Origin of the sequence: Microcoleus sp. PH2017_24_DOB_U_A, from assembly GCF_020738205.1 — a bacterium.
Taxonomy (GTDB): domain Bacteria; phylum Cyanobacteriota; class Cyanobacteriia; order Cyanobacteriales; family Microcoleaceae; genus Microcoleus.
The window spans coordinates 1-22,187 of sequence record NZ_JAEQCT010000018.1; the positions used below are offsets into that span (position 1 = coordinate 1).

The 22,187-nt window shown below is 44.7% G+C and carries 25 protein-coding genes; 8 read left to right on the top strand and 17 right to left on the bottom strand.

All coding sequences use genetic code 11. The features are described from left to right. The 12 genes from JGK07_RS02165 to cobU form a co-directional block, all read right to left on the bottom strand. A partial coding sequence (locus JGK07_RS02165) for a Uma2 family endonuclease (RefSeq protein ID WP_293219626.1) occupies window positions 1-573 on the bottom strand: 573 nt, incomplete at its 3' end. Between the two features lie 210 nt (window positions 574-783). Beyond that, window positions 784-1,068: a type II toxin-antitoxin system RelE/ParE family toxin gene (locus JGK07_RS02170; RefSeq protein WP_293187157.1), complete on the bottom strand. Its 285-nt coding sequence runs from the start codon at window positions 1,066-1,068 to the stop codon at window positions 784-786. Next, window positions 1,065-1,295: an addiction module protein gene (locus tag JGK07_RS02175; protein WP_293187156.1), complete on the bottom strand. Its 231-nt coding sequence runs from the start codon at window positions 1,293-1,295 to the stop codon at window positions 1,065-1,067. Before JGK07_RS02175 ends, JGK07_RS02170 begins: the two co-directional genes overlap by 4 nt. Before the next feature lie 357 nt (window positions 1,296-1,652). After that, window positions 1,653-1,925, bottom strand: a complete 273-nt coding sequence (locus JGK07_RS02180; protein WP_293187155.1) for a hypothetical protein — start codon at window positions 1,923-1,925, stop codon at window positions 1,653-1,655. A 43-nt stretch (window positions 1,926-1,968) separates the two neighbouring features. Continuing rightward, window positions 1,969-2,193 carry a hypothetical protein gene (locus JGK07_RS02185; protein ID WP_293187154.1) on the bottom strand — a complete coding sequence of 75 codons (225 nt, stop codon included), beginning with the start codon at window positions 2,191-2,193 and terminating at the stop codon, window positions 1,969-1,971. 329 nt (window positions 2,194-2,522) lie between these two features. Beyond that, the gene (locus JGK07_RS02190) at window positions 2,523-3,008 is read right to left on the bottom strand and encodes a DUF4079 domain-containing protein (RefSeq protein ID WP_293187153.1); all 486 of its coding nucleotides are present in this window, start codon (window positions 3,006-3,008) and stop codon (window positions 2,523-2,525) included. Window positions 3,009-3,350: 342 nt separating this feature from the next. Continuing rightward, window positions 3,351-4,253, bottom strand: coding sequence for an AraC family transcriptional regulator (locus tag JGK07_RS02195; RefSeq protein WP_293219629.1), 903 nt, complete (start codon window positions 4,251-4,253; stop codon window positions 3,351-3,353). A 317-nt stretch (window positions 4,254-4,570) separates the two neighbouring features. Beyond that, the gene (locus JGK07_RS02200) at window positions 4,571-4,921 is read right to left on the bottom strand and encodes a clan AA aspartic protease (RefSeq protein ID WP_293223537.1); all 351 of its coding nucleotides are present in this window, start codon (window positions 4,919-4,921) and stop codon (window positions 4,571-4,573) included. An 11-nt stretch (window positions 4,922-4,932) separates the two neighbouring features. Then, window positions 4,933-5,205: a hypothetical protein gene (locus JGK07_RS02205; protein WP_293178736.1), complete on the bottom strand. Its 273-nt coding sequence runs from the start codon at window positions 5,203-5,205 to the stop codon at window positions 4,933-4,935. Window positions 5,206-5,879: 674 nt separating this feature from the next. After that, window positions 5,880-7,949 (bottom strand): AarF/ABC1/UbiB kinase family protein, encoded by a 2,070-nt coding sequence (locus JGK07_RS02210; RefSeq protein ID WP_293178830.1) that lies wholly within the window; start codon window positions 7,947-7,949, stop codon window positions 5,880-5,882. A 266-nt stretch (window positions 7,950-8,215) separates the two neighbouring features. Continuing rightward, window positions 8,216-8,638, bottom strand: a complete 423-nt coding sequence (locus JGK07_RS02215) for a hypothetical protein (protein WP_293178738.1) — start codon at window positions 8,636-8,638, stop codon at window positions 8,216-8,218. A 278-nt stretch (window positions 8,639-8,916) separates the two neighbouring features. Beyond that, window positions 8,917-9,465 (bottom strand): bifunctional adenosylcobinamide kinase/adenosylcobinamide-phosphate guanylyltransferase, encoded by a 549-nt coding sequence (cobU, locus tag JGK07_RS02220; RefSeq protein ID WP_293178740.1) that lies wholly within the window; start codon window positions 9,463-9,465, stop codon window positions 8,917-8,919. Between the two features lie 434 nt (window positions 9,466-9,899). On the opposite strand from cobU, the gene JGK07_RS02225 reads away from it, so the two are divergent. After that, window positions 9,900-10,868, top strand: coding sequence for a glycosyltransferase family 2 protein (locus JGK07_RS02225; protein ID WP_293178833.1), 969 nt, complete (start codon window positions 9,900-9,902; stop codon window positions 10,866-10,868). Window position 10,869: 1 nt separating this feature from the next. Here the strand turns inward: JGK07_RS02225 and JGK07_RS02230 are convergent, their stop codons facing one another. Continuing rightward, window positions 10,870-11,082: a hypothetical protein gene (locus tag JGK07_RS02230; RefSeq protein ID WP_293178845.1), complete on the bottom strand. Its 213-nt coding sequence runs from the start codon at window positions 11,080-11,082 to the stop codon at window positions 10,870-10,872. On the opposite strand from JGK07_RS02230, the gene JGK07_RS02235 reads away from it, so the two are divergent. Beyond that, window positions 11,009-11,947, top strand: a complete 939-nt coding sequence (locus JGK07_RS02235) for a glycosyltransferase family 2 protein (protein ID WP_293223599.1) — start codon at window positions 11,009-11,011, stop codon at window positions 11,945-11,947. The two genes, JGK07_RS02230 and JGK07_RS02235, sit on opposite strands and share 74 nt — an antisense overlap. 89 nt (window positions 11,948-12,036) lie before the next feature. Here the strand turns inward: JGK07_RS02235 and JGK07_RS02240 are convergent, their stop codons facing one another. Further along, a complete protein-coding gene (locus JGK07_RS02240; RefSeq protein WP_293223540.1) occupies window positions 12,037-12,615 on the bottom strand; it encodes a hypothetical protein in 579 nt (192 codons plus the stop codon). Between the two features lie 107 nt (window positions 12,616-12,722). Here JGK07_RS02240 and JGK07_RS02245 point away from each other — a divergent pair, with 107 nt between their 5' ends. Then, window positions 12,723-13,634, top strand: a complete 912-nt coding sequence (locus JGK07_RS02245) for a hypothetical protein (RefSeq protein WP_293223543.1) — start codon at window positions 12,723-12,725, stop codon at window positions 13,632-13,634. Window positions 13,635-13,764: 130 nt separating this feature from the next. Here the strand turns inward: JGK07_RS02245 and JGK07_RS02250 are convergent, their stop codons facing one another. Further along, window positions 13,765-14,043 (bottom strand): hypothetical protein, encoded by a 279-nt coding sequence (locus JGK07_RS02250; RefSeq protein WP_293223546.1) that lies wholly within the window; start codon window positions 14,041-14,043, stop codon window positions 13,765-13,767. Window positions 14,044-14,245: 202 nt separating this feature from the next. Beyond that, window positions 14,246-15,040, bottom strand: a complete 795-nt coding sequence (locus JGK07_RS02255; protein ID WP_293223549.1) for a cation diffusion facilitator family transporter — start codon at window positions 15,038-15,040, stop codon at window positions 14,246-14,248. A gap of 44 nt (window positions 15,041-15,084) precedes the next feature. On the opposite strand from JGK07_RS02255, the gene hpsU reads away from it, so the two are divergent. From hpsU to JGK07_RS02270, 3 genes are all read left to right on the top strand, one after another. Next, a complete protein-coding gene (hpsU, locus tag JGK07_RS02260) occupies window positions 15,085-15,762 on the top strand; it encodes a hormogonium polysaccharide biosynthesis acetyltransferase HpsU (RefSeq protein WP_293223552.1) in 678 nt (225 codons plus the stop codon). Window positions 15,763-15,864: 102 nt separating this feature from the next. Next, window positions 15,865-17,268 (top strand): mechanosensitive ion channel domain-containing protein, encoded by a 1,404-nt coding sequence (locus JGK07_RS02265; protein WP_293223555.1) that lies wholly within the window; start codon window positions 15,865-15,867, stop codon window positions 17,266-17,268. 64 nt (window positions 17,269-17,332) lie between these two features. Further along, window positions 17,333-18,511 (top strand): flagellar assembly protein H, encoded by a 1,179-nt coding sequence (locus JGK07_RS02270; protein WP_293223558.1) that lies wholly within the window; start codon window positions 17,333-17,335, stop codon window positions 18,509-18,511. A 266-nt stretch (window positions 18,512-18,777) separates the two neighbouring features. Here the strand turns inward: JGK07_RS02270 and JGK07_RS02275 are convergent, their stop codons facing one another. Then, window positions 18,778-19,386 carry a TetR/AcrR family transcriptional regulator gene (locus JGK07_RS02275; protein ID WP_293178764.1) on the bottom strand — a complete coding sequence of 203 codons (609 nt, stop codon included), beginning with the start codon at window positions 19,384-19,386 and terminating at the stop codon, window positions 18,778-18,780. A 114-nt stretch (window positions 19,387-19,500) separates the two neighbouring features. Between JGK07_RS02275 and JGK07_RS02280 the strand changes: the two genes are divergently transcribed. After that, window positions 19,501-20,922: a biotin/lipoyl-binding protein gene (locus tag JGK07_RS02280; RefSeq protein WP_293178767.1), complete on the top strand. Its 1,422-nt coding sequence runs from the start codon at window positions 19,501-19,503 to the stop codon at window positions 20,920-20,922. 68 nt (window positions 20,923-20,990) lie between these two features. Next, complete coding sequence (devC, locus tag JGK07_RS02285) at window positions 20,991-22,175, top strand: ABC transporter permease DevC (protein ID WP_293178770.1); 1,185 nt, start codon at window positions 20,991-20,993, stop codon at window positions 22,173-22,175. Window positions 22,176-22,187 lie beyond the last annotated feature (12 nt).

Consider the following 22,187-nt stretch of genomic DNA (forward strand, 5'->3'; position numbering starts at 1 on the left):
CTGTCGATCGAAAATAATTTCCTCATATAATTGCTCGATCGGCAAACTTAGATTGATACTTTGAAACTCAACCCGTTCGCCCTCCCGATAGCTCAAAATTACCCAATCCCCCGCCTCATTTTTATGATAAATATCGATCGCTATTTCATCCGAACTGACTAAAACATAATCAACCATATTCGGGTTGCGGCGATACTTTTCAAACTTCTTCCCTCGATCGTAAGCTTCGGTGCTATCCGATAAAACCTCCACAATTAAGCAGGGATAAGTAATATAAAGAGCATTCTCGCGATCGCGCCCGTCACAAGTCACGCTTAGATCGGGATACGTATAGTTGGGCGTATTGAGAATGTTAACCTTTAAATCTGAATTAAAAACAGTGCATCGACCGCCCCGCAGATGAGAGCGAATTAACAACAAGAAATTAATTGCGATCGCACTATGATTTTTAGTGCCACCACTCATCGCATAAACCCGACCATCGATTAGCTCGTGCTTTTCCAGTTGTTGCTCCTCCCAAGCAAAATACTCTTCCGGTGTAAAGTGCCGATCGTTATCTCGTGCTGCTATCATCACAATACTCCATTAATCAAAAGTTAATAATACCAACTCACAACTCGATAAAAAGTGACACGATCTGGTAAACTTACGTAAATTATCTCGATCGATTTGAGCTTTGAGATGTGAGATTTACGATAAATATCCCTAGTGTTTTTTAGCTCTACCCAAGCAAGTATCTAGCGATTATTTTGCGGGTAAGAGCAGGTGTGTCAATTTGAAGTGTTACAGACGATCCTGCCAGTAGCTGGGATCGCGACGACAACTCATGATTGCTGCGATCGCTATCCTGTCTGAATAAACTCGATACAAGATAGCATAGGAAAATTTGGGGGTTAGATACCGACGAATTTGGCCTTCAACAATCGGCCAGCGTTCGGGTGCGCCAACGATCCGAAATATAGAGTTTTCTATGGTGTCGATGAAATCCTGATGGCGGTCTTGCTGGGCGAAGAATTGGACAGCTTCTGCATATTCTTGCAGGGCGGCTGGGTGAAATTCGTATTTCATTTTCCTAGCAATTGTCGAACTTGTGCCAAGGCAACATCGCCTGGAATGGATTGGACTGTGCCACTATCAATCTCGGCAATGCGGTCTTGAGCTTTCTGTACGCCCTCCTTCAAAACATCTTGATCGATCTGTTCTGTCATGCTTTCTAGGATCTTGTCGAGGAGGATAGCCTTGGCGGTATCGGGTAGGGCAGTTGCTTCGGAAATAAGCTGGTCTAGGGTTAGCATTGGATGATTTTGCTCCGAGGAAACGATCTGAATTCTAACAATTTTTACGGGAAGATTTATTGGTTTGGATGATCTGGTGGAGTTTCTCGGCGGCTGTCATGGTTTGTGGGGAGTGGATGGGGTTGTATATGTATTATGACTAAGTTTTACGGGCCCAGCCAATACATAGACATTACGAATCAGGCTATCGACACAAACAAGATGTATGGGTCCAAGCATAATATACGTTATCAGGTGGAAGAGTTAAAGCACCCTCGAAGCCTGTATAAACAACACACTCTATCTCAACATCCGATCGCTCCGGGGGACGCAGAATCACATTGATTCTTGCTTGAAGCCCAACAACAGTTCCGTGAATCACAGTGCAGTCCTTGTTAAGGTGCCACCGACTGCATAAACTGCATTGAACCCAATTCGCTCTGTCCAAAGAACTGCATTTTCATGCCGAGCCTGCAAGCGACGACAAGTTGCCAGTAAATCGCTGTCAATCTCGTAATCACCAGTTTCAATGTCGATCGAAATAATTTTGCCAATATTTTCCTGAGTTTCTACTTTGGCACGAATTTGATTCTCGTAAATTGCTTTTCCGCGTTGGACAATTTCTCGATCGTCGAGATCGGCGTGAGACATAAAGCATCATCCATCACCGACGTGTTTTAGAACAAACGGACTTTTATTTTACACCATTCTGTTCTTGTTGTTTTGTAGCCAGAAGATTCATTAAAACATTGGCAGCCTCAGAGCAATTGTAGGGCGACCAGACAGGATACTCTTGGTTCGCAACAAAGAAGTTTGCATCCTCTGCTTTGACAAGTTCTGTTGCAAGAAACTGCATCAGCCGAAGCTTGTCAATTTTTGGAAGTTCCTGGATTTGTAACATGAGTTCAGCCAATGGCATTCGATCGTCTTCTCGTTTGAGGATTGGTGAAAGTATTGGGGATGTTAGCTTATCGCATGGGGGCGATCGCTAGCATCTATTTATTGTACCAATTAGTCCGATCAATTGGCTCAGGATCTTCACAAGTAACTTTGCGATCGCGCATTAAACAGTGATGCAAACCCACTTCGGAAACCGCACCCCAACGACACTTTTCGATTGCCCCCTGACAGATAACCTAACGATCTAACGACCAAGATAAGCGGCGGTAGGAAACCTTGATAACCTCACCAAAATCTCTCAACCGTCCGCTTCATCGACTTGTTAGACGGCTGGCAACTGCAATTTGCTTATTTGCCAAACATTTCCGGTAACATATCTTGAATGAGAATGCTAACCCCTGTTACAACCTGAGCAATAGATAGAATAGCAATTAATACGCCAAATGCGATATGTGGAACTCTTGCCCAACTCTTGCCTTGATAGATGAAAGTAGATAGTGAGCCAGCAAGGGCAGCAAAACAAATGACACTTAATCCAACAATGAGATGAGGACTAAAAAACAACTGCCCATACAGATAATAAGTTACTGCCATTCCCCCAACACCACCAACTACCCACATTGAAAGCAAGATCGAGGCTACTTGAGCGTGCTTTAGGTTGAACTTCTTTTTTACCAGTTCTTTTTTCTCTTCGCTCCGTGCTGTACGAGTGCGTCTTGTTTGTACCCCAAAGTAGGCAGCATAGAAGGTAGCAGTGACAACTGCTGTCATAATCACAGGATGTAGAAAAGCTATGAAGGATTTTAAGAGCAGCGGAATATCATTCCTCATCATGAATAAAAACCTTTGTATGTAAATAGGGTTTCAGGAGTTCTGTCAGTCAACCAGGAGTGTTGTCACAACGATTTGGAATCTTCTTGCTGAGTTGGTTCTTGGAGGAAGAGAATACAGCCCGTTGTGAATAGGAGGCTTGCCAATAGATGTCCAATTGAATGTAGTGAACAATCTGTAAAAACTTCGCTAACTGAATCACCTGTAAAAATGAGAGAACCTAGCAGGAAAAGCCAATTGCCAATTGAATAAAGCGTCATCTTAGAGCCTCTAAACTCAACTGATCCTATTCAACAGCATTGTCCTCAATGTTTCTTGCACGTTTCTCCGTTTCCTAGCACATTCTTACTGCTGAATAAGAAACTGCTTTGGAGTCACACCAACCAAGCGTTTAAAGTGACGAGTCAAATGGCTTTGGTGAGTAAATCCAACTTGATAGGCAATATCTGCAATTTTCTCTTCACCATTGACGAGTAACTTCTTTGCTCGTTCTACGCGCTGCCGAATCACATATTGATGGGGCGCAAAACCTATAGATTGCTTAAATTGCGTGGTGAAATAGTTAGGACTAATTTGGGCGATCGCTGCTAAATCAGCCAAAGCTAGCTCTTGATCGAGATGAGCATGGATGTAATCCACAACTTGTTGCAGTTTATACTTTGGTAGTCCACCGACATACGATTCATGAATCGGTTTCTGAGCACAGTAGTACTGCAATAGATGGGCAAACAATGCTCCTAGCAACGCATCAATATAGAGTTGTCCACCGAGTCCAGAGGTTTGTAACTCTTGCTTTAATGCGTTCCCAACTCCAAACAGCAGTGAGTCTGAAAGCATGAATTGGGATAAGAGTTCAATCGAATTTCCCGCAACGTGTTCTCTAAGCCGCTTCTCAAACACATCAGGTTTAATCATGAGAGCCAAGTATGAGTGTTCTCGATTCCAAGAACTACTGCATGTAGAGTGAGCTGGAACGATAATAACATCCCCAACTCTCATTTCTGCCGTCTGATATTGCCCATCAATGGTTTGCTCTACTTGTGTACCCGCTGATACCTCTGTATGAATTAAGATGACGTGCTGTTGCTCAACACCAGTGGGTATGCTGTCCGATGAATGACGAAAATGAGCAAGCTCGATGCCTGTTGATAAAAGTTGACGCTGTAAGAGAATTGCACCCTCAAAATAGAGGGCTTGACTATCTATCCTACTGGTATAACCAACGCTTTCTGATTGGGGAGATGCCATCTGTCCATAGGTGTAGGGGATCTAACGTTAATTTTACCTAATTTTCTGACAACCTTGAAGTTAGTCCCTACCAATACCTAAGCTGTCTAACTTATAATTGTGTCGCAGATGCGGTACAATACTATTCCTAGTTGGCTTATCCCGCACATCTGCGGTTTAACTCCGAACATTCTGAACAGCTTGTTGTCTGCTTTAACTCAAAGAATAAACCACCCCGATCGCCCTGTCGGTGAGAAAAAGTGACATAATTTTGTCAAACTTGTAAATGGTAAATTGTCGAGCTAGAGGAAAGAGCGTACTTGCAACCTTGACGACAGCTACAACTCATCGATCGTCACCAACCCACCTTCTGTAAACTGAATAACAAGTTCTTGCTCATCCAGCAAGGAAGTTCCAAGTAAAGGTCGCCTTCCTGTGGCAATGACAAGGACTTCTCGCTCTTCACCATCCCAAAGGACGATCGCTTCGTGAATTGGTAGCAAGACTTCACTATTATCTGCCAAATTTGCGGGAATGTCGTGTCTAAAGGTCAAGCCCATCAATAAAACAGCCTCTAGAGGAAGACATAATTCCCCAGTGAAGCCTGTATCTATCACAAACTCAATAGGGATGCTTGAGCCATTCGATAGCAAGAAAGTCAGCGTTACTGTTGCGTGTCTATTTGTCACAATCCCTGAAATCACTTGTATACACGCTCCATGACACCACCAAATGAGACAGCAACGTTATATCCAATACGAATACCAAATAGTCTAGCGTTTGGGTGCTTCTTGCTAAGGTTACGGGAGGCTTGCAATCCAGTTTTATCGACTTCATAATCACCTGTCTCAATGTCGATGATTACCATCTTGCCGATGTTCTTTTCCACTTCTACCTTTTCGCGGATGGTGCTTTCATACAATTGCTTGGCACGTTTCGCAACTTCTTCACGGCTTAAAAGGATTGCTTGCATAGGTTGACTCCCCATCGAGGATTTTCTGTGAATCCTTCCATGATAGCGCACGCACAAGCAGGGCGATTGTTGCGCGGTTAATTCAATAAATTTGTTTATTTTCTGAAAAAAATAGTTCGGACAGTTTTTTAACGGCCCTGTAAGCCGATGGCGAGGAAGCCCTGCCATTTTTAACGCATTTTAAGCAACGAGTGCGATCGACTTAAACCTTAAAAAAATAGTCCACTACATAGCCAGTAATGGTTTCGGACACTATATCAAAGCTAAAACTGTCCGAACTATTGTATATAAGATAAGAGCGCTTAAGCGCAACTACGTACCTTTTTTATCTGATTGTTGCGCCTGGACTTTCATAGATAGAACAGATCTTAAGCGCAACTACGTACCTTTTTTATCTGATTGTTGCGCCTGGACTTTCATAGATAGAACAGCGCTTAAGCGCAACTACGTACCTTTTTTTATCTGATTGTTGCGCCTGGACTTTCTTTTTTTTACGATCGCACTATGAGCTGATATCGTTTCCGGTTGCATCGGTATTGTTTAAACCGTCAACAGTTAACAGTCTACAATCTACAGTCAACATCACCTGACGGTGCAGCCGGAATTGATATCATTTCATCTGCGTTCATCCGTATTCATCCGCTAACATCTGCGGTTCCCAACTCCCGATCTAACTACTTCGCCGCCGGCAAAGACAATTGAGGCGAAGTATGAGGATAGCTGCCATTTTCAGGAATAGCTGCCGGTTTCTCGGAAAGTAAAAACTCGCGAATTAATCTAGCAACTGCTCTTTGAGCTAAACCGCCGACGACTTGCTGGCCCATATTCTGCACTTCTGGTTTCACTAATAATTGCGGCAGTAGTTGCAATACTTTCATGCCGTCAAAACCCGGAGTTGATTGCAAAATATCCCAAATCCGCTTGATGTGTTCGAGGTTTTTTTGTTCGGTTTGTGAAACTACAGGTTGATTTGCTTTGACTCCAAACCATTCGCCGACGACTGCTTTGGCGTTAGCAACAGCATTGCTCGAAAGTGTGTCGAGACTTTTCACCAATTCAGCAACAATCCGATCGCGAATATAATCTCCTCTTTGAGAAAATAAATACTCTAACGCTTGGTTGAGGATTTTGCTCACATCGTAATCGTCGCTTTCGCGGGCATTGTTCAGCAAGTTTTCTAAGCGATTCCAGCGGAATTCGCCTTGTTTGAACAATAAATCTTGCAGGGATGCTCTCAATTCCGGTGCAGGGTCGCTCAACAGCCGTTTTGCTACGTAAGGATAAGCTTTACTCAGCACTTTGAATTCTGGATCGACATTAATGGCAATCCCTTCTAGCGTAACGAGCGATCGAATAATCAAAGCATAGTAAGCGGGAACTCGGAAAGGATACTCGTACATCACCGCCGAAAGTTCGTCAGTAATGCTTTTGAAATTGAGTTCGGCAACGCTAGCACCCAAAGCATTGTTAAACACCCCAGCCAAAGCCGGAATAATTGGCGTCAAATCCGTGTCTGGCGTTAAAAACTCCAACTTCACGTAATCTCTGGCCAAACCTTCAAAGTCGCGGTTTACCAAATGCACCACAGCTTCCAACAAGCCGTACCGCTGATAAGGTTTGACTTCGCTCATCATCCCGAAATCGAGATAAGCCAACTGACCGTCAGGAGTTGCCAAAAGATTGCCGGGATGCGGGTCAGCGTGAAAGAAACCGTGTTCTAGAAGCTGTCTGAGAGAACACTGCACCCCCACTTCAATTAAGTAAGGAGCGTCAATTCCTTGAGCCTTGACGGCTTCTAAATTAGTGAGTTTGATGCCGGTGATCCACTCCATGGTCAAGACGCGGCGGCGGGTATATTCCCAGTAGATTTTGGGAACGTAAATATCCTTCAGATTCCCGTAGAGTTCGGCGAAGCGTTCGGCATTGTGTCCTTCGTGGGTGTAGTCCATTTCTTCGTAAATGCGCTCGCCCAACTCGTCCATAATTCCGGCGAGGTCGCTGCGAATGATTTTGAAGTTGTTTTGCGCCCAAACTGCGACGCGCCGCAGGATGTAAATATCTAAGCCGATGTTTTCGGCTAAACCGGGTCGTTGCACTTTGATGGCGACGGTTTCGCCGGTTTTGAGTTTGCCTTTGTAGACTTGTCCGAGGGATGCTGCTGCGATCGGATCTGCGGTGATTTCGGCGTAAATATCCTTGGGGTGTGCGCCCAATTCTTCTTGTATAAATTGATATGCTACTTCGTTGGGAAACGCTGGTAATTGGTCTTGCAGCGTGGTTAGTTCTTCTAAATATACCGGCGGTACTAAGTCGGGGCGAGTTGAAAGTGCTTGTCCGATTTTGATGAAAGCTGGGCCGAGTTGGGCGAGAATGTCTCTGAGTCGGGCGGCGCGACGTTTTTGGTTCTTGGCGACGCGGCCTGTTTTGCCGTCAAACCACAAACTGAAGGCGAAGCTAAAAAATGTCCAAACAACGCTCAACAGCCTTTTCCAGACTTGCAGGGGGCGATTTTTGTATTGGGCTGCGATCGCAACTGGATCGTAGCGCACAGCTTCTCCTGCCAACTCATAGGCGATATCTTTGGCTGATTTGAGCGGTTCGGGAGTCGCTGCGGGACTTTCTATTTCTACTTGTACTGCTTGCAGGGGAACTGTTTCTACCTCTTTGAGATTGCCGATTGCAGTGTGAGTCCCTGAATTTGAGTAAGTTGGCGGGGAGGCTGGCGATACCGTCTTGACATCCATAAACTCAGACCTAGTGTGAAGCATTGTAAAGACATTGTAACAATTTGTGGCCTTCTCGCCACTATTGTGAGATAGAGAAAACCGAATTGGTTAGTCAGTTGACAGTTGACAGTTGACAGTTGACAGTTGGCAGTTGACAGTTGTCAGTTGGCAAAGGACTAAAGAAACCGGGTTTTTTAGTGGAGTATCCAAGGTTGTAACGCTTGTTTTGGCGAAAAACCCCATTTCTGGCCACCCCCTCTCCGATTCCCCTCCTATCGCGATTTTCACTCCCTGCCGGTTCTGAGAAGTCGATCGCGAATGCTTGAAAGTTGCGATTTGGTGCTGACGGGCGATCGGGGTCGGGGCATTTCGGTATCGGGCCAGTTGGCTAAGTCGTTACAGGGACACAACTCCGGCGGCATTCCAGCATCGCGCAACGGTACGGGCATGGCGCAGCGCGCACAGGGACTGATTTCCCATGCTGGTGTCAGCAGTTCGGCGATTGTTTCGTTGGTGCCTTGCAGGTAGGAGTCTCCGCTGTCGGAGGAGATGATTTTTTGCCAGCATTCTTCAAATTCCCTGCTGTAGCGATCGCCCGCAATTACCGATTTTGGTAGCAGCGCTTCGGAACCGTTGCGAATAAATACTTTTTTGCCTAACTGAAACCAGTAAGCAATATATTTTCTGACTTCACTTTCTGATGCCATAGCTTTTACTCAATCCTGCAATTCATTGGTAATTTTAGACTTTAAACTTTAAATTTGATCTCTATCTCAAGAGACATTTGATATTTGACATTCTTTCAAAAGCCGACTATTTTAGGTGTCAAATTGTTGTGCTGGTTGCCCGATGGAGTATTTTTTTGGAGTGATTGATGTGATTTTTGAGTTTTCGAGCTTAATTATAATTATAGCTGATTTTTAGTTAAAATTGTCTGCGGGCAAACCGAGCTTTTTGCTCTAAAAGTCGATCGCGCTTCCGTCTGTTAATTCTTGGCGGGCGGTAGTGGCGTACCCAAAGCGGACAGGTTCAAGGCGTAACCTCCGGTGGCGAGATAAACAGTATCGGCGATCGCCCCGATTTGACGGACGAGTGTGCCGAGGCGATCGCGAAACAGCCGCCCCGCCGGATAAGCAGGCACAACACCCCATCCTGTTTCCTCTCCTACAAAAATTGCATCGGCCGCAGTTGACTTCAAACTCGCTAGCAAATCTTGCTGTGCAGCAGTCCACAGTGTGGCTTCTTGTTCTAAAAGATTCGCCGTCCAAGTTCCGAGGGAATCAATTAACAAGCAATCCGATGGTTTACCAGTGCGGACAAATGTCGGTAAGTCGATCGGCACTTCTAGAGTTTTCCAATGAACCGGGCGGCGATTTCGGTGTTGTTCGAGGCGGCGCAGCCACTCCAAATCTGTTTCATCAACCATGCCAGTAGCCACATAGATTACTTGTTTTCCCGAAGCAGCAGCCAGAGTTTCGGCCCATTCACTTTTACCACTTCGAGCCGGCCCAGTTACTAAGATTATTTTAGTCATTGGTTATTGGTTATTTGTTATTGGTTATTTGTTATTTGCGGTTCCCTGAGCGTAGTCGAAGGGTCGAAGGGTTATTGGTTATTTGCGGTTCCCTGAGCGTAGTCGAAGGGTCGAAGGGTTATTGGTTACTGGTTATTGGTTACTGGTTACTGGTTATTGGTTATTGGTTACTGGTTACTGGTTATTGGTTGCTGGTTATTGGTTGCTGGTTATTAGTTATTTGTTTGATTACCAATGATTTTTAGGCGATAATAGCATTGATAGGACAATATCAGAATAACTACATCAAATTTCCCAACATAGCCGTTTTCCAGCAAGTGAGTTACGCCCTTACCAATTTGCAGAGAGAAGAAAAGAAGCAAAAAATAGAGACTATCCCCAATGCCCAATGCCCTGCGCGGGCCTTCTTCCCAATGCCCAATGCCCCATGCCCCATGCCCAAACCTCAGATATCAGCCATAATTTGCACTCACAATCGCGCCAGCTATTTAGCTGGGGCGATCGACAGCTTGCTGGTACAAGATTTTCCCGATAACTTTGAAGTAGTAGTAGTGGATAACGGTTCTAACGATTATGCCAGCCCCAAAAGTACCACGACAAGCACTCGCGAGGTGGTAGAAGCAAGACTCTCCGACTGCCGCCTCAAGTATGTCTGGGAACCCAAAATCGGTCTGTCAGTAGCGCGGAACACCGGCGCCAAGGAAGCTCGCAGCGAAATATTAGCTTATCTCGACGACGACGCTATTGCTGAGCCGAATTGGCTCAGGGTGCTGCACGCCGCCTATCAAAGCAATCAAAAACTAGCCGTAGCCGGCGGCAAAGTTAACTTGCTGTGGCCTTGTGGAGTCTGTGCACCCAAATGGCTATCGCCCGGATTGGCCCAAAACTTGGGAGTTTACGATTTAGGGGATACTTGCCAGTACGTAACTGCTGCCGGTTTGACTCCCAGGGGTGTAAACTACTCGATCCGGCGTGCTTTTCTCGAACAAATTGGTGGCTTCGATGTCAAACTCGGTAGAGTCGGCACAAAGTTGCTGTCAAATGAAGAATTGCGCGCGACAGAATTAGCATTAGAGTTAGGCTGGCAAGTGGTTTATCTGCCCGAGGCCCTGGTTCTGCACAATGTGGCTGTAGAAAGGCTCAAGCAAGCTTGGTTTCTCGATCGCGGTTGGTGGCAAGGCATCAGCGAGTGTTATCGGGAACAATTGTCCGATCGAGCAGGTATTGCTCAGCTTGGACGGGGCGGTGAAAGAATACTGAGGGGTGTATACAAGTCTTTTAAATACATTAGAGATCCAGGGCTGCGCTTTGAAAATTTCGTTTTTGCTTGGGGTCAAATCGGTTATTTAAGTGCAGCCCTTCAGGGCCTGATCTTTCCACCGAAATCGACCAGCAGGCATTAGGCTATAGGCAATATCCCTCGCTGTTAAAGTCGTCGGCGCTACCATGCCGATCGCACTTCATCCACAATAACTCGACCGCATTCAGGTTCAAGCACTCGATTATGACATCTAGTTCATCAAAGATTCCGGTTTCAGTTCTCATTCCGGCAAAAGACGAAGAACTTAATCTACCTGCGTGTCTGGCCAGCATTGCCAGGGCAGATGAAGTTTTCATGGTTGATTCCCAAAGCAGCGATCGCACGGTAGAAATTGCCATCAGTAGCGGTGCCAAAGTAGTACAATTCTACTTCGACAACCGCTGGCCGAAAAAGAAAAATTGGTCTTTGGACAACCTGCCCTTTCGCAACGAATGGGTTTTAATTGTCGATTGCGACGAGCGCATACCCCCGGAACTTTGGGACGAAATCGCGCGGGCGATCGCCGATCCGAATTTTGACGGCTACTACCTCAACCGCAAAGTCTTCTTTTTAGGTCAATGGCTGCGTTACGGCGGCCGATATCCCGACTGGAATTTGCGTTTGTTCAAGCATCAAAAAGGCCGTTACGAAAATCTCGGCACTGAATCCGTCCCCAACACAGGTGACAACGAAGTTCACGAACACGTCATTTTAGCAGGTCAAGTCGGCTACTTAAAACATGATATGATCCACGAGGATTATCGCGATTTATTTCATTGGATAGAACGGCACAACAGATATTCAAATTGGGAAGCCCGCGTTTATTACAATATTATTGAAGGGCGCGATGACAGCGGCACTATTGGCGCTCACTTATTTGGAGATGCAGTGCAGCGGAAGCGATTTCTCAAAAAAGTTTGGGTGCGGCTGCCTTTGAAACCACTCCTCAGATTTATTTTATTTTACTTTATTCAGCTCGGCTTTTTGGATGGAAAAGCTGGCTATATTTATGCAAGGTTATTGAGTCAGTATGAATATCAAATTAATGCAAAACTGTACGAATTGCGCTCTTGCGGCGGCCAGTTGAATGTGGCAGGATCTGAGCCTAGTTTGTCGCCGCCAGAGAGTGATTCGGCGGTTAAAACCGCAGCTACAAAAACGAAGTCTGCCTCCGCAGACTAAGAAATAAACGGGATATTTCAGCCGAATTTTGTATTAGTCTCGCGTTGCGCGGACATTTTTTGTGTAGACGCGGTTTCAATCTGCATGAATTAAGTCCTGCGGATAGGAGTCGCTAAAATTGTCATCGTCTTTTTTTGCACATTAAATCGAATTTCATCGACGACAATTTGCCTGTCTTTTTGTATTTCCAAAATGTACTGCAATTGCTCCCGATTAACGACAGGCGGCCCCAATTTCACCACAGCTTGACCTTTAGCAGCATCTTTCAGCTCAAAAGCATTCATGGGAATGCCATTCCATTTGAATTTACCAGACCGCATAACTAGCCCCCGATTGCTGATAGGCGGCGGCGTACTTTTGGGAAACATGATTTTATCAATTTGGTTCAAGGGGATCGATCGCTGTTGGCCCGATGCCTGTATCCATAATTTTTGCACTTTCTGATCAATTTTTACAACTTGACCGTCTCTTTTGTCCCCCCCTTTCATCACAATTTGTGCTTGCGTCAGTAATTTTATGGGTACTGTCTGGCTAGCGTTAGATTGTGCTTGTACGGATGCCAAATTCTGTTTCTGGACTGGCTGGCTGGCAGCATTAACTTGTGCTGCCATACCCGTTGTTACTGTAAAAAGTGTTACAATTAGAAATGAAAGTGTGTTGCGTTTCATAGTCTCCCTAAACCCCCTTCAATGGTAAGCGTTAACTCCGCTACCGTTATAAAATTTTAGTTCACCTCTGTTGAAGGTAATTCCGTACATTTTTTAAAGGTAATTCCGTGACTGCCTCTCCCCAACCGACTCCCCCGCCTCCTCCACCGACTCCAGAACCGAATATTTTAGGTAACTTTGCCAGTATTGTTGGCTTGCTTGGTACAGCTTTGTTTTTCACGGGCTGGATTTATCGCTGGTCTTATTTTTACTACTTTCAGCTAGAGGTAATGACCCTCGATTTACCAGTAGAATCGTTTTTTATAGTACCGATTCAGGTTTTTTTAGCTAACCCCTGGACGACACTCAAAAGTTTACTGGTGCTTCTGCTAACAGCTCTAGCAATTTACCACATTTTGTGGTTATTTGATATTGTAAATAGGAAAGTTTATGCTATAGTCAATTGGATAGTTATCAGGTTTTCTTCCTCGGCTCGTGTAACAAGAACTCCGTGGCTTTATCACCCATTGATGTCTTGGCAACAATTTAATATAAATCGATTTAGCTCGATCAAATTGGTGCGATCTCTCGTCAACGAAATTATTATCGTTAGTTTGGTATTGCTAACATTGTTTTGGTCTGCTCGCAACCAAGGTATTGTCGATGCCCGACGCGATGCAGGCGAAACTTCGACTTTACCTGCCGTCACTTTAATCGCCAAGAAAGATAACATTGCTTTAGGCAGAAAACCAGATGATGTTAGCCTTCGACTCAATTCAAAAGAATTTAAAGCGATCGGCGATATAGGTCGATTTACAGATTTGAGCAAAAGAGATTATACTGATATCAATAACCCAAAAGAACCTAGAGTTTGGCGGTTGCTTTTGGAGAGAGGAAACTGGATTTATTTGTTTCCAGATTTAACAACAGAACAGCAAAAAAAACAGAAAGCTCGCCCGCTAGTGATTGCCATTCAACAAAGTCAATCAGGCGATCAATTGTTAATTATAAGTCCCGAACCTTCTAAACCGTCTAAATGAATTAGGCTTTGGCGCGGTTTTCATTCATGATCGTGCACGAGTGCCAGAAACCGGGTTTTTGCGAGAATATTTGGTGACAGGCGAAGAGATGGGAAAAAACCCGGTTTCTAAAGATGGTGCGCGAGTCCCTTTATACTTCTTGTAAAATGCGACTATTCAAACGCTCATATTCATCCTCTAGCAGCCACATTTTAGCAGCTTCGTAATTATCACTAGAAAAAATAACTTTATAGTTTTGTGCCGGATTATGAATGCAAAAACTTCCTGATTTTTCCTTAACTAACATCAGGATATAAGGAGGAGAGATCAGAGTATCAGCCCAAATTTCCGCAAACTCCCACTCAGTCTCTTGCTCTGATTCCGAACTGATTTTAGTAGCTTGTGCGGGGTCTTGTGCGAGGTATGACATGATATTTACCTGTGGTTTTCTTAATCTTTATTTCACCGTAGTTTAGTGGTATCCGAGTACCGTCTGCTTTTAGTATATAACCAATATGATTGGTGATGAAATTCTAGCATAAGGTTACACAAGAAATTGCTCAATTAATTAATTGGTATTTTTGACCGCAGATGGTGGCAGATATACGCTGATGAACGCAGATGAGGAGATATTATTTGATTAGTTCTTCGAGGGACGGGAACAGCAATTTTTCGGCGCTCACTATTTCGCAATCACAAGGTTCTTGAATTGCAGATATTGCTGATACATTTCCTAGCAGCAACTGGATGCTTTCAATTAGCAATGGTAGAGTTAATAAAATGATTGATGCTGATACTAGCAAGCTGATTAATCCGTCAGCCCAATTCCAGTGTAGCCACGCGACGGCGATCGCAGCTAAAATTACTCCAACCGACGAAAATATGTCGGCGACTGCGTGCAGAAAGGCGCTTTTGAGGTTCAAGTCGCCGTGACAGCAGGAATGCAAGCAGCAAGCGTTGATTGAGTTGATGCTTAAACCGACAATTGCGGTAATTAACATCGGGAGTCCTTCTACTTCCGGGGTTGGGGACTGCAAACGGGCGATCGACTCTGCTGCAATCCAAAGCGCGATCGCTACTAAACTGATACTATTAACTAAGGCTGCTATGATTTCTCCCCGTGCAGGAATTGCCGATCGCGCGATCGCACAATCCACCGATTTACTGCTTTTTAGTGACGAATACCAAGTCGCAGTTAATGTGATCGCTAAAGCTGCTACATCAGACAAAACATGACCAGCATCTGCCAATAGGGATAAACTGTGAGAGTTGATGGCGGCGATTAACTCTGCTACAAAAAAGCTACTAAGCAGTACCAAAGCTGTTTGTAAAAGTCGCACTTTGGCAATTCTGGGATTGGGATTGTCGCATTGTGCGAGATTCTTGGTGTTTTCAGAGTTAAAATTGTCCCCAACTGGAAATATCATGCAGCAATCCTTACAGCTAAACTCGATTTTCAATCAAACATTAGATGACTCATTATACGCCAAGTCCCGACCCGGAACCGCCGCATCCGATCGCAAATTCCCCAAATCCTGAAATCAACGATCGTCCAATTGGCGACAACCAACCAAATATTTTAACAGGCGAATCTTTAATTGATTTGCGGCTGTACAACCAATCAAATTTCGATCGCGGCAGGCCTGGTTGGCTAATTTTGCTTTGGTGGTTCGTGCAGGCGATCGCATTTCCCCTCACTCCACATCCTTGTAATAGCATCAGAAGCGCGTTGTTGCGGTTATTTGGTGCGAAAATAGGTTTTGGGGTAATTATCCGCCCTACGGCTCGTTTTACCTATCCTTGGAAAGTTGAAATCGGTGATTATAGTTGGATCGGAGATGATGTTGTATTGTACAGTTTGGATCGAATTGCGATCGGCAAACACTGCGTCATTTCTCAAAAAAGTTACCTCTGCACCGGCACTCACGACCCCCAAGACCCAGCCTTTGGGTTAATAACAGCATCTGTTATCATTAATAACGGCGTTTGGATTGCCGCCGACTGTTTCATTGGCCCTGGTGTTGCGATCGGTGCAAATGCCTTAATCGGAGCTCGCAGCAGCGTGTTTGAAAATATGCCAGCCGGCTTTGTTTGCACGGGAACACCCTGTCGCCCGCGCGATCGGCGAGAAATTAATAAAAGTTTGTAGTCAGGACTTCATTCCTTTTTTGTCTAACTTGGGACTAAGGACTTGAGTCCTTACTACAAGCTGGTTTAATGCTGGTTATACAAATATTTTTCTGAAATAAGAATGAATACAGTACCCCAAGAACTACTGACTAATCTTTTCCAGCTCTTTACAGCAACCTTATTTAAGATAGGGGAAAATTCTGTATCGCTGCGATCGCTTCTGGAACTGATAATATCATTCATGATTGTGCTGATCGTATCGCGAACTTTTACTGATTTTCTGAAAGAGCGCTTGCTCGTAAAACTAGGAATTGATGAGGGGAATCAGGAAGCCATAGCAGTTATTTTGCGCTATTTAATCATAGCACTGGGAGTGATAATTGCGATCCAAGGAATAGGATTTAACCTTGCTTCTTTTGCAGTAATTGCGGGCGGATTGGGAGTAGGAATTGGTTTCGGAATACAAGATTTAACCACCAATTTTGTCAGCGGACTAACGCTGCTTTTAGATCGACCTGTCAAAGTGGGAGACTTCGTGGAATTAGAAGGATTGATGGGAGTAGTCAAAAAAATCTCGATTCGATCGACTATTATCAAAACCAACGACGACTCCAGCGTCATAGTTCCCAACAGTAATATGATTAGCAACAAAATTGTTAATAGGAGTTACGAAAATTCGACACTTTGCCTGCGACTTTCGATAAAAGTAGACGGAAATAGTGACCCGCTGTTAGTAACAGAAACTCTTTTAAACATTGCTTATACAGAAGCAGGAGTATTGTACGAACCCAATCCGAAAGTATTATTTGCCGAGTTTGGCAATGATTGCTTTAAATTTGAACTTTTAGTGTGGACCGATCGACCAACGGATCGAGAAGTTATTAAAAGTTCTTTGAATTTTGCGATCGAGTATCATTTTCGCCAGGAGGAAATCAATTTTCCATTCAATGTCAAAACATCTAATAAACTCGCAAAAAGAATGCTTTTTGTTGGAGAGGAAAGCAAACAGTTATCTTCCCTCAGTAGTTTGTTGCGACAGGTAAAATACTTTGAAACTTTGAACGATATAGAATTGCGACAACTCATGGAAGTTGGCTATCGGCAACGGCTGCAATCGCAAGAATTTTTGTTCCGAGAAAACGACCCAGGAGATGCTTTTTATATGATTCTTTCTGGTTCAGTAGAAGTGTTTATCGCAGCAACTGATAAGGAACTGACTCATCTGGGTAGGGGCAAGTTTTTTGGCACACTTTCTTTGATACTGGGAATTCCTAGAACTACTTCGGTGAAAGCTTTGGAAGAAACTATTGTGTTTGCTATCAATAAAGAAGGATTACAAAAGATTTTAGAACGGCCATATTTATCCGAACGGATTATTCAAGAAATAGTCAAACATGAAGAACTAAAGGAGAAACAGCAGCAACTGCGAGAAATGGAATTGGTAGATGTACAAGAAGAAGATGAGGTAAATCCTGTAGATTGGGTGAGAAAAAGACTCAAGAATTTATTTAGTGTTTCAAGTTGAAATTCGCTTAATAAATATCTTGGAAATATGCTAAAATCAACTCATAAAAAATTGTCTTAATTATATGACGCGATTTATTCACGATCGCTTTGCTAAAGAATTTCTGGAAGAATTGCTGTCGCCGATCGGTACGGTGAATGTCGGTCGCGATGTGACAAGCGAAGTCCGAGAAATCGATGTTTACTTCACTCCTGGTACCCCAATTCCCGAATACTCCGAAAATCTAGGATTGTTGGGGAAAATGGCTGGTACAACTGCTATTTTTGAACCGTTTCGCAATCCAGTAAATGTGGTCGAGGCGATTAGCTGTATCATTAAGCTGTGGAATTTGCGAGGTGAATTGCAGCGGGGGGCTAAAAGAAAAAATACTCCCTCTGATGATGCTGAGTTGCCCAGACTGTGGATTTTAACACCTACAGCATCGAAAGCATTGGTAGAGGGTTTTGGTGCGATACCGAACTCGCAAAATTGGGTTGAAGGAATTTATTTTTTGCCGGGGCATTGGGAATCGGCAATTGTGGTGATTCACCAGTTGCCAGAAACTCCCGAAATTCTGTGGTTGAGGATTTTGGGCAAAGGGAAAGTGCAGGAAAGGGCGATCGCCCAAATGAGCGTTTTAGCAACGGACGATCCGTTGCGGATTACTGCGCTAGAATTATTGTATCGGTTACAGTCAAATTTAGTAGCTGATATCCCACAGAAATTAGAGCCAGAAGAGCGGGAGTTAATTATGGCGATTCGCTACGCGATGGCTACGCCTCACGCACCACTTTTTCGAGAACAAATACAAGCTGCACAGCAACAAGCTAGGGAAGAAGGATTAGAACAAGGGCTAGAACGAGGGCTAGAACGAGGACTGGAACAAGGGCTAGAACGAGGGCTAGAACGAGGCAGACAAGAACAACAGCGGTTAATCTTGGAAAATTTTCTGCGAGTTCGATTTGGAGACTTAAGCCCGAAAATGACTGTTTTTTTATCTCCAATATCCAAGTTGTTTGCTGCGGATTTTACGGTTTTGTTGCTGGCAATATCGATGCTGACAGTCGATGAATCGGGGCGGCAAGAAGCGGTCAAGTTGTTAGCTGAAAGTGTATTGAAAATGTTTGTTACTAACTTGGACGATCTGCTGCCAACAGCCGTGACTAATTTATTGGCTTTGCCGATCGCAGAATTGACATTGTTTGTAGAACAACTGCCACAGTTATCGGATGCTGAATTGAGGGAAAGGTTGGTTGACAGTTGACAGTTGACAGTTGACAGTTGACAGTTGACAGCAAAGTTTGAAAGCTCAAATGATGGGGGAAAGGGAGAGGGAAAGCGACGGGAGCATCTCTTTTTTGAAAAAAGCATTTTTATTATAGTGCGAGCGTCCCCGCTCGCGATCGGTGCAAGGCTAGCGAGCGTCCCCGCTCGCACTATGAAATGCTAAACTGAGATACTCCCAAAGCGACTACTCAAAACCTCAAAAATTAACCCCATCACCCATCTTCCCATCAACATTCGATCGCACTAGGAATTTAACTCCGCAGGCAAAATCAAGTGCAGCAGAGCGTCGATCGCTCGATCGCGCTCCATGGGCATAATATCTTTACCGTGCATCATCTCCTGCGTTAACTGGAAATATACCAGAGAGCCAATAAAAATCCGCGCCGTCGCCTCCGGATCGGACAATTTTAACTCTGGATGCAATGTTAAATATTCAGTCAGCCGATCGATACCCGGTTTAGCTAAGTTTCTCACAAAAGTCTGCGCTAGCTGGGGAAAACGCCCCGACTCCGCAATCACTAGCCTGACGAAATTGAGAAATTCGGGTTCGTGCGTCGCCTGATCCAATATAGTTGTGGCAATGAATCGCAGCGCTACGGCGGGTTCTTCATCCAGAATTGTAAAATGGACTTTTTTTCGCGCCAGCCACTGCACCAAGGCTGCAAACAATCCCTCCTTATCTTGAAAGTAGCTGTAAACCGTGGCTTTGGAAACTCCCCCCGTCTTGGCTACCTTGTCCATACTCGTACCCGCGTAGCCGTGGGTTAAAAATTCTTGCATCGCACCTTGCAGGATTTGCTCGCTTTTGTCACCTAATGTTCCGTCGGGTTCGATTGGTTTTGTCCTGGCCATCTCTGGTTTCTGTAATTTTTGCTTCGGGTATTGACATCATTATACTGAACGGTTTAGTATTCAAATAGAAACTAAACCGTTTAGTTTTTACCTACCCAAATCATGAGGTGTGTCATGGTACACCGATTAACAGCAGAAAGCTTATCTTCCAATTCACCCTTAGTTAAACAACTCCTAGTTGTAGCAGCGTTCTTCACTCTGGCGGCTGGGGGAACTACTGGTTACACGATCTGGCGATCGCGCCTTCCCGATCCCAACGCAGCAACCGCAGCAGCAGCCGTCGCAGCATCCCAATTAACCACAGTGACAGCTTTGGGGCGATTGGAACCGAGGGGAGAAGTGATTAAAGTTTCGGGATCTGGGGCGGCGGATGGAAGCAGGATCGATCGACTCCTGGTAAAAGAAGGAGACAGAGTGAAAACAGGTGAGACGATCGCAATTCTCGACAATCGCGATCGCCAGCAAGCAGCCTTTGACCAAGCTCAACAACAAGTACGCGTTTCCCAGGCAAATCTCGCAAAAGTGAAAGCAGGAGCCAAAAATGGCGAAATTCAAGCCCAGAAAGCCACTATTGGCCGCTTAGAAGCCGATCGCAGTAACGAGATCGCAGCGCAACAGGCGATCGTTGCTCGCTTAGAAGTCGATCGCAGCACCGAAATTACAGCCCAACAAGCCACCATTGCGCGCCTAAAAGCCGAACAGCAAGGGGAAATTCAAACCCAACAAGCAGCAATTGCTCGCATAGAAGCCGAACTCCGCAACGCTACAAACGAACAGCGACGCTACTCGCAACTGTACCAACAAGGAGCAATTTCTGCCTCAACTAGCGACAGCAAAACCCTCGCCACCGAAACAGCCCAACAGCAACTCAACGAAGGAAAAGCCAAACTGAATCAAATTCAGCAATCTCGCCAACAACAAATTAACGAAGCGCAAGCCAAACTGAATCAAATTCAGCAATCTCGCCAACAACAAATTAATGAAGCGCAAGCGAAACTCAGCCAAATTCAGGAATCTCGACAGCAGCAAATCGGCGAAGCGGAAGCAAATCTCGATCGCATCGCCGAAGTGCGCCCCGTTGACATAGAAGCAGCCGCCGCCGAAGTCGGTTCCGCCCAAGCCGCCGCCAAACAAGCCAAAGCCAATTTAGCTCTAGCTTACATCCACGCTCCCAGAGATGCTCAAGTCCTGAAAATTCACACGTATCCTGGGGAAAAAGTGGGAAACGATGGCATTGTCGAACTTGGACAAACTCGCGAAATGCTGGCGGTGGCTGAAATCTACCAAAGCGATGTGGACAAAGTACGGATTGGACAGCCAGCCAAAATTACTAGCGATTCTTTCCAGGGCGAATTGCAGGGAAAAGTAGAATATATCGGTTTGCAGGTGCAGCGGCAAAACATTGTTAACACCGATCCTTCTGCGAATATTGATGCTCGAATTGTGGAAGTGAAAGTGCGTTTGGATGCCGCTTCCAGTCAGAAAGTAGCGGGATTGACCAATTTGCAAGTCAAAGTTGCGATCGGCGGGAATTAAGAATTAAGATTTTTTTAACCGCAGAGAGCGCAGAGGACACAGAGAAAACAGAGGAAGAGAAGAGAGATATGATTGGACTAATTAAACCTTTACAACAGTTAAGAAACAGAACTCCTCTCGGATGGTTGCAACTGAGTCACGACAAAGGACGAATGGCGGTTGCAGTAGCAGGAATTGCTTTTGCTGACGTTTTGATGTTCATGCAGTTGGGATTTCAAAATGCGCTTTACAGTAGCAATACGCGCCTGCACCAAACTTTGCAAACAGACTTAGTTTTGATGAATCCCCAAGGCCGGAATTTGCTGAATTTATCTTCTTTCCCAAGACGCAGATTATATCAGGCGATGAATGTACCTGGTGTGAAATCAGCCGATCCACTTTACGTGAAAATTGCCAACTGGAAAAATCCCGAAACTAGGCAGGAAACGTCGATTATGGTGTTGGGATTTAATCCCGATCGCCCTGCATTTGACCTGCCAGAAGTCAACAAAAATTTGAACTTGATTAAATTGCCGGATACTGTGTTATTTGACCGAGCTTCAAGGGGAGATTATCAAGGGTCTATCGCCCAAATTAATCAGGGACAATCTGTTAAAACTGAGATCGATCGGCGCACAATTGCGATCGGCGGTTTATTTACAGTTGGAGCATCTTTTGCCGCTGACGGAGCTTTAATCACCAGCGATCAAAATTATCTACGCCTGTTTCCCCGACAGGATTCTGCAAGCGTAAATGCCGGATTAATTCAACTGCAACCCGGTGCTGACTCGCTGCAAGTCCAACAAGTTTTAAAAGCATATTTGCCGTCGGATGTCAAGGTTTTGACCAAACAAGAATTTATCGAGTTCGAGAAAAATTATTGGGCTAAAAATACTGCGATCGGCTTTGTCTTTAACTTGGGTGTAGCGATGGGTTTCGTAGTAGGAGTAATTATCGTTTATCAAGTTCTGTCAACCGATGTCAGCGACCATATGGCAGAATACGCTACTTTCAAAGCAATGGGCTACCGCAATATTTACTTGCTCGGCATTGTTTTTGAAGAAGCTATTATTCTTTCTGTCCTCGGTTTTTTACCTGGAGTAGGAGTCTCTGTAGCACTATATCATGTGACTCGTCAAGCTACAAATTTACCCTTATACATGACCATAGGTCGAGCATTAGCAGTATTAATTTTGAACATGGTTATGTGCAGTATTTCAGGAGCTATTGCCACTCGTAAACTGCAAGCAGCCGACCCCGCCGACATTTTTTAATCCCAATTATTC

Coding starts and splice junctions, on each gene's coding strand:
- JGK07_RS02170 (WP_293187157.1), bottom strand. CDS start 1,068: ATGAAATACGAATTTCACCCAGCCGCCCTGCAAGAATATGCAGAAGCT.
- JGK07_RS02175 (WP_293187156.1), bottom strand. CDS start 1,295: ATGCTAACCCTAGACCAGCTTATTTCCGAAGCAACTGCCCTACCCGAT.
- JGK07_RS02180 (WP_293187155.1), bottom strand. CDS start 1,925: ATGTCTCACGCCGATCTCGACGATCGAGAAATTGTCCAACGCGGAAAA.
- JGK07_RS02185 (WP_293187154.1), bottom strand. CDS start 2,193: ATGCCATTGGCTGAACTCATGTTACAAATCCAGGAACTTCCAAAAATT.
- JGK07_RS02190 (WP_293187153.1), bottom strand. CDS start 3,008: ATGATGAGGAATGATATTCCGCTGCTCTTAAAATCCTTCATAGCTTTT.
- JGK07_RS02195 (WP_293219629.1), bottom strand. CDS start 4,253: ATGGCATCTCCCCAATCAGAAAGCGTTGGTTATACCAGTAGGATAGAT.
- JGK07_RS02205 (WP_293178736.1), bottom strand. CDS start 5,205: ATGCAAGCAATCCTTTTAAGCCGTGAAGAAGTTGCGAAACGTGCCAAG.
- JGK07_RS02210 (WP_293178830.1), bottom strand. CDS start 7,949: ATGGATGTCAAGACGGTATCGCCAGCCTCCCCGCCAACTTACTCAAAT.
- JGK07_RS02215 (WP_293178738.1), bottom strand. CDS start 8,638: ATGGCATCAGAAAGTGAAGTCAGAAAATATATTGCTTACTGGTTTCAG.
- cobU (WP_293178740.1), bottom strand. CDS start 9,465: ATGACTAAAATAATCTTAGTAACTGGGCCGGCTCGAAGTGGTAAAAGT.
- JGK07_RS02225 (WP_293178833.1), top strand. CDS start 9,900: ATGCCCAAACCTCAGATATCAGCCATAATTTGCACTCACAATCGCGCC.
- JGK07_RS02230 (WP_293178845.1), bottom strand. CDS start 11,082: ATGAAAACTTCATCTGCCCTGGCAATGCTGGCCAGACACGCAGGTAGA.
- JGK07_RS02240 (WP_293223540.1), bottom strand. CDS start 12,615: ATGAAACGCAACACACTTTCATTTCTAATTGTAACACTTTTTACAGTA.
- JGK07_RS02250 (WP_293223546.1), bottom strand. CDS start 14,043: ATGTCATACCTCGCACAAGACCCCGCACAAGCTACTAAAATCAGTTCG.
- JGK07_RS02255 (WP_293223549.1), bottom strand. CDS start 15,040: ATGATATTTCCAGTTGGGGACAATTTTAACTCTGAAAACACCAAGAAT.
- hpsU (WP_293223552.1), top strand. CDS start 15,085: ATGACTCATTATACGCCAAGTCCCGACCCGGAACCGCCGCATCCGATC.
- JGK07_RS02265 (WP_293223555.1), top strand. CDS start 15,865: ATGAATACAGTACCCCAAGAACTACTGACTAATCTTTTCCAGCTCTTT.
- JGK07_RS02270 (WP_293223558.1), top strand. CDS start 17,333: ATGACGCGATTTATTCACGATCGCTTTGCTAAAGAATTTCTGGAAGAA.
- JGK07_RS02275 (WP_293178764.1), bottom strand. CDS start 19,386: ATGGCCAGGACAAAACCAATCGAACCCGACGGAACATTAGGTGACAAA.
- JGK07_RS02280 (WP_293178767.1), top strand. CDS start 19,501: ATGGTACACCGATTAACAGCAGAAAGCTTATCTTCCAATTCACCCTTA.
- devC (WP_293178770.1), top strand. CDS start 20,991: ATGATTGGACTAATTAAACCTTTACAACAGTTAAGAAACAGAACTCCT.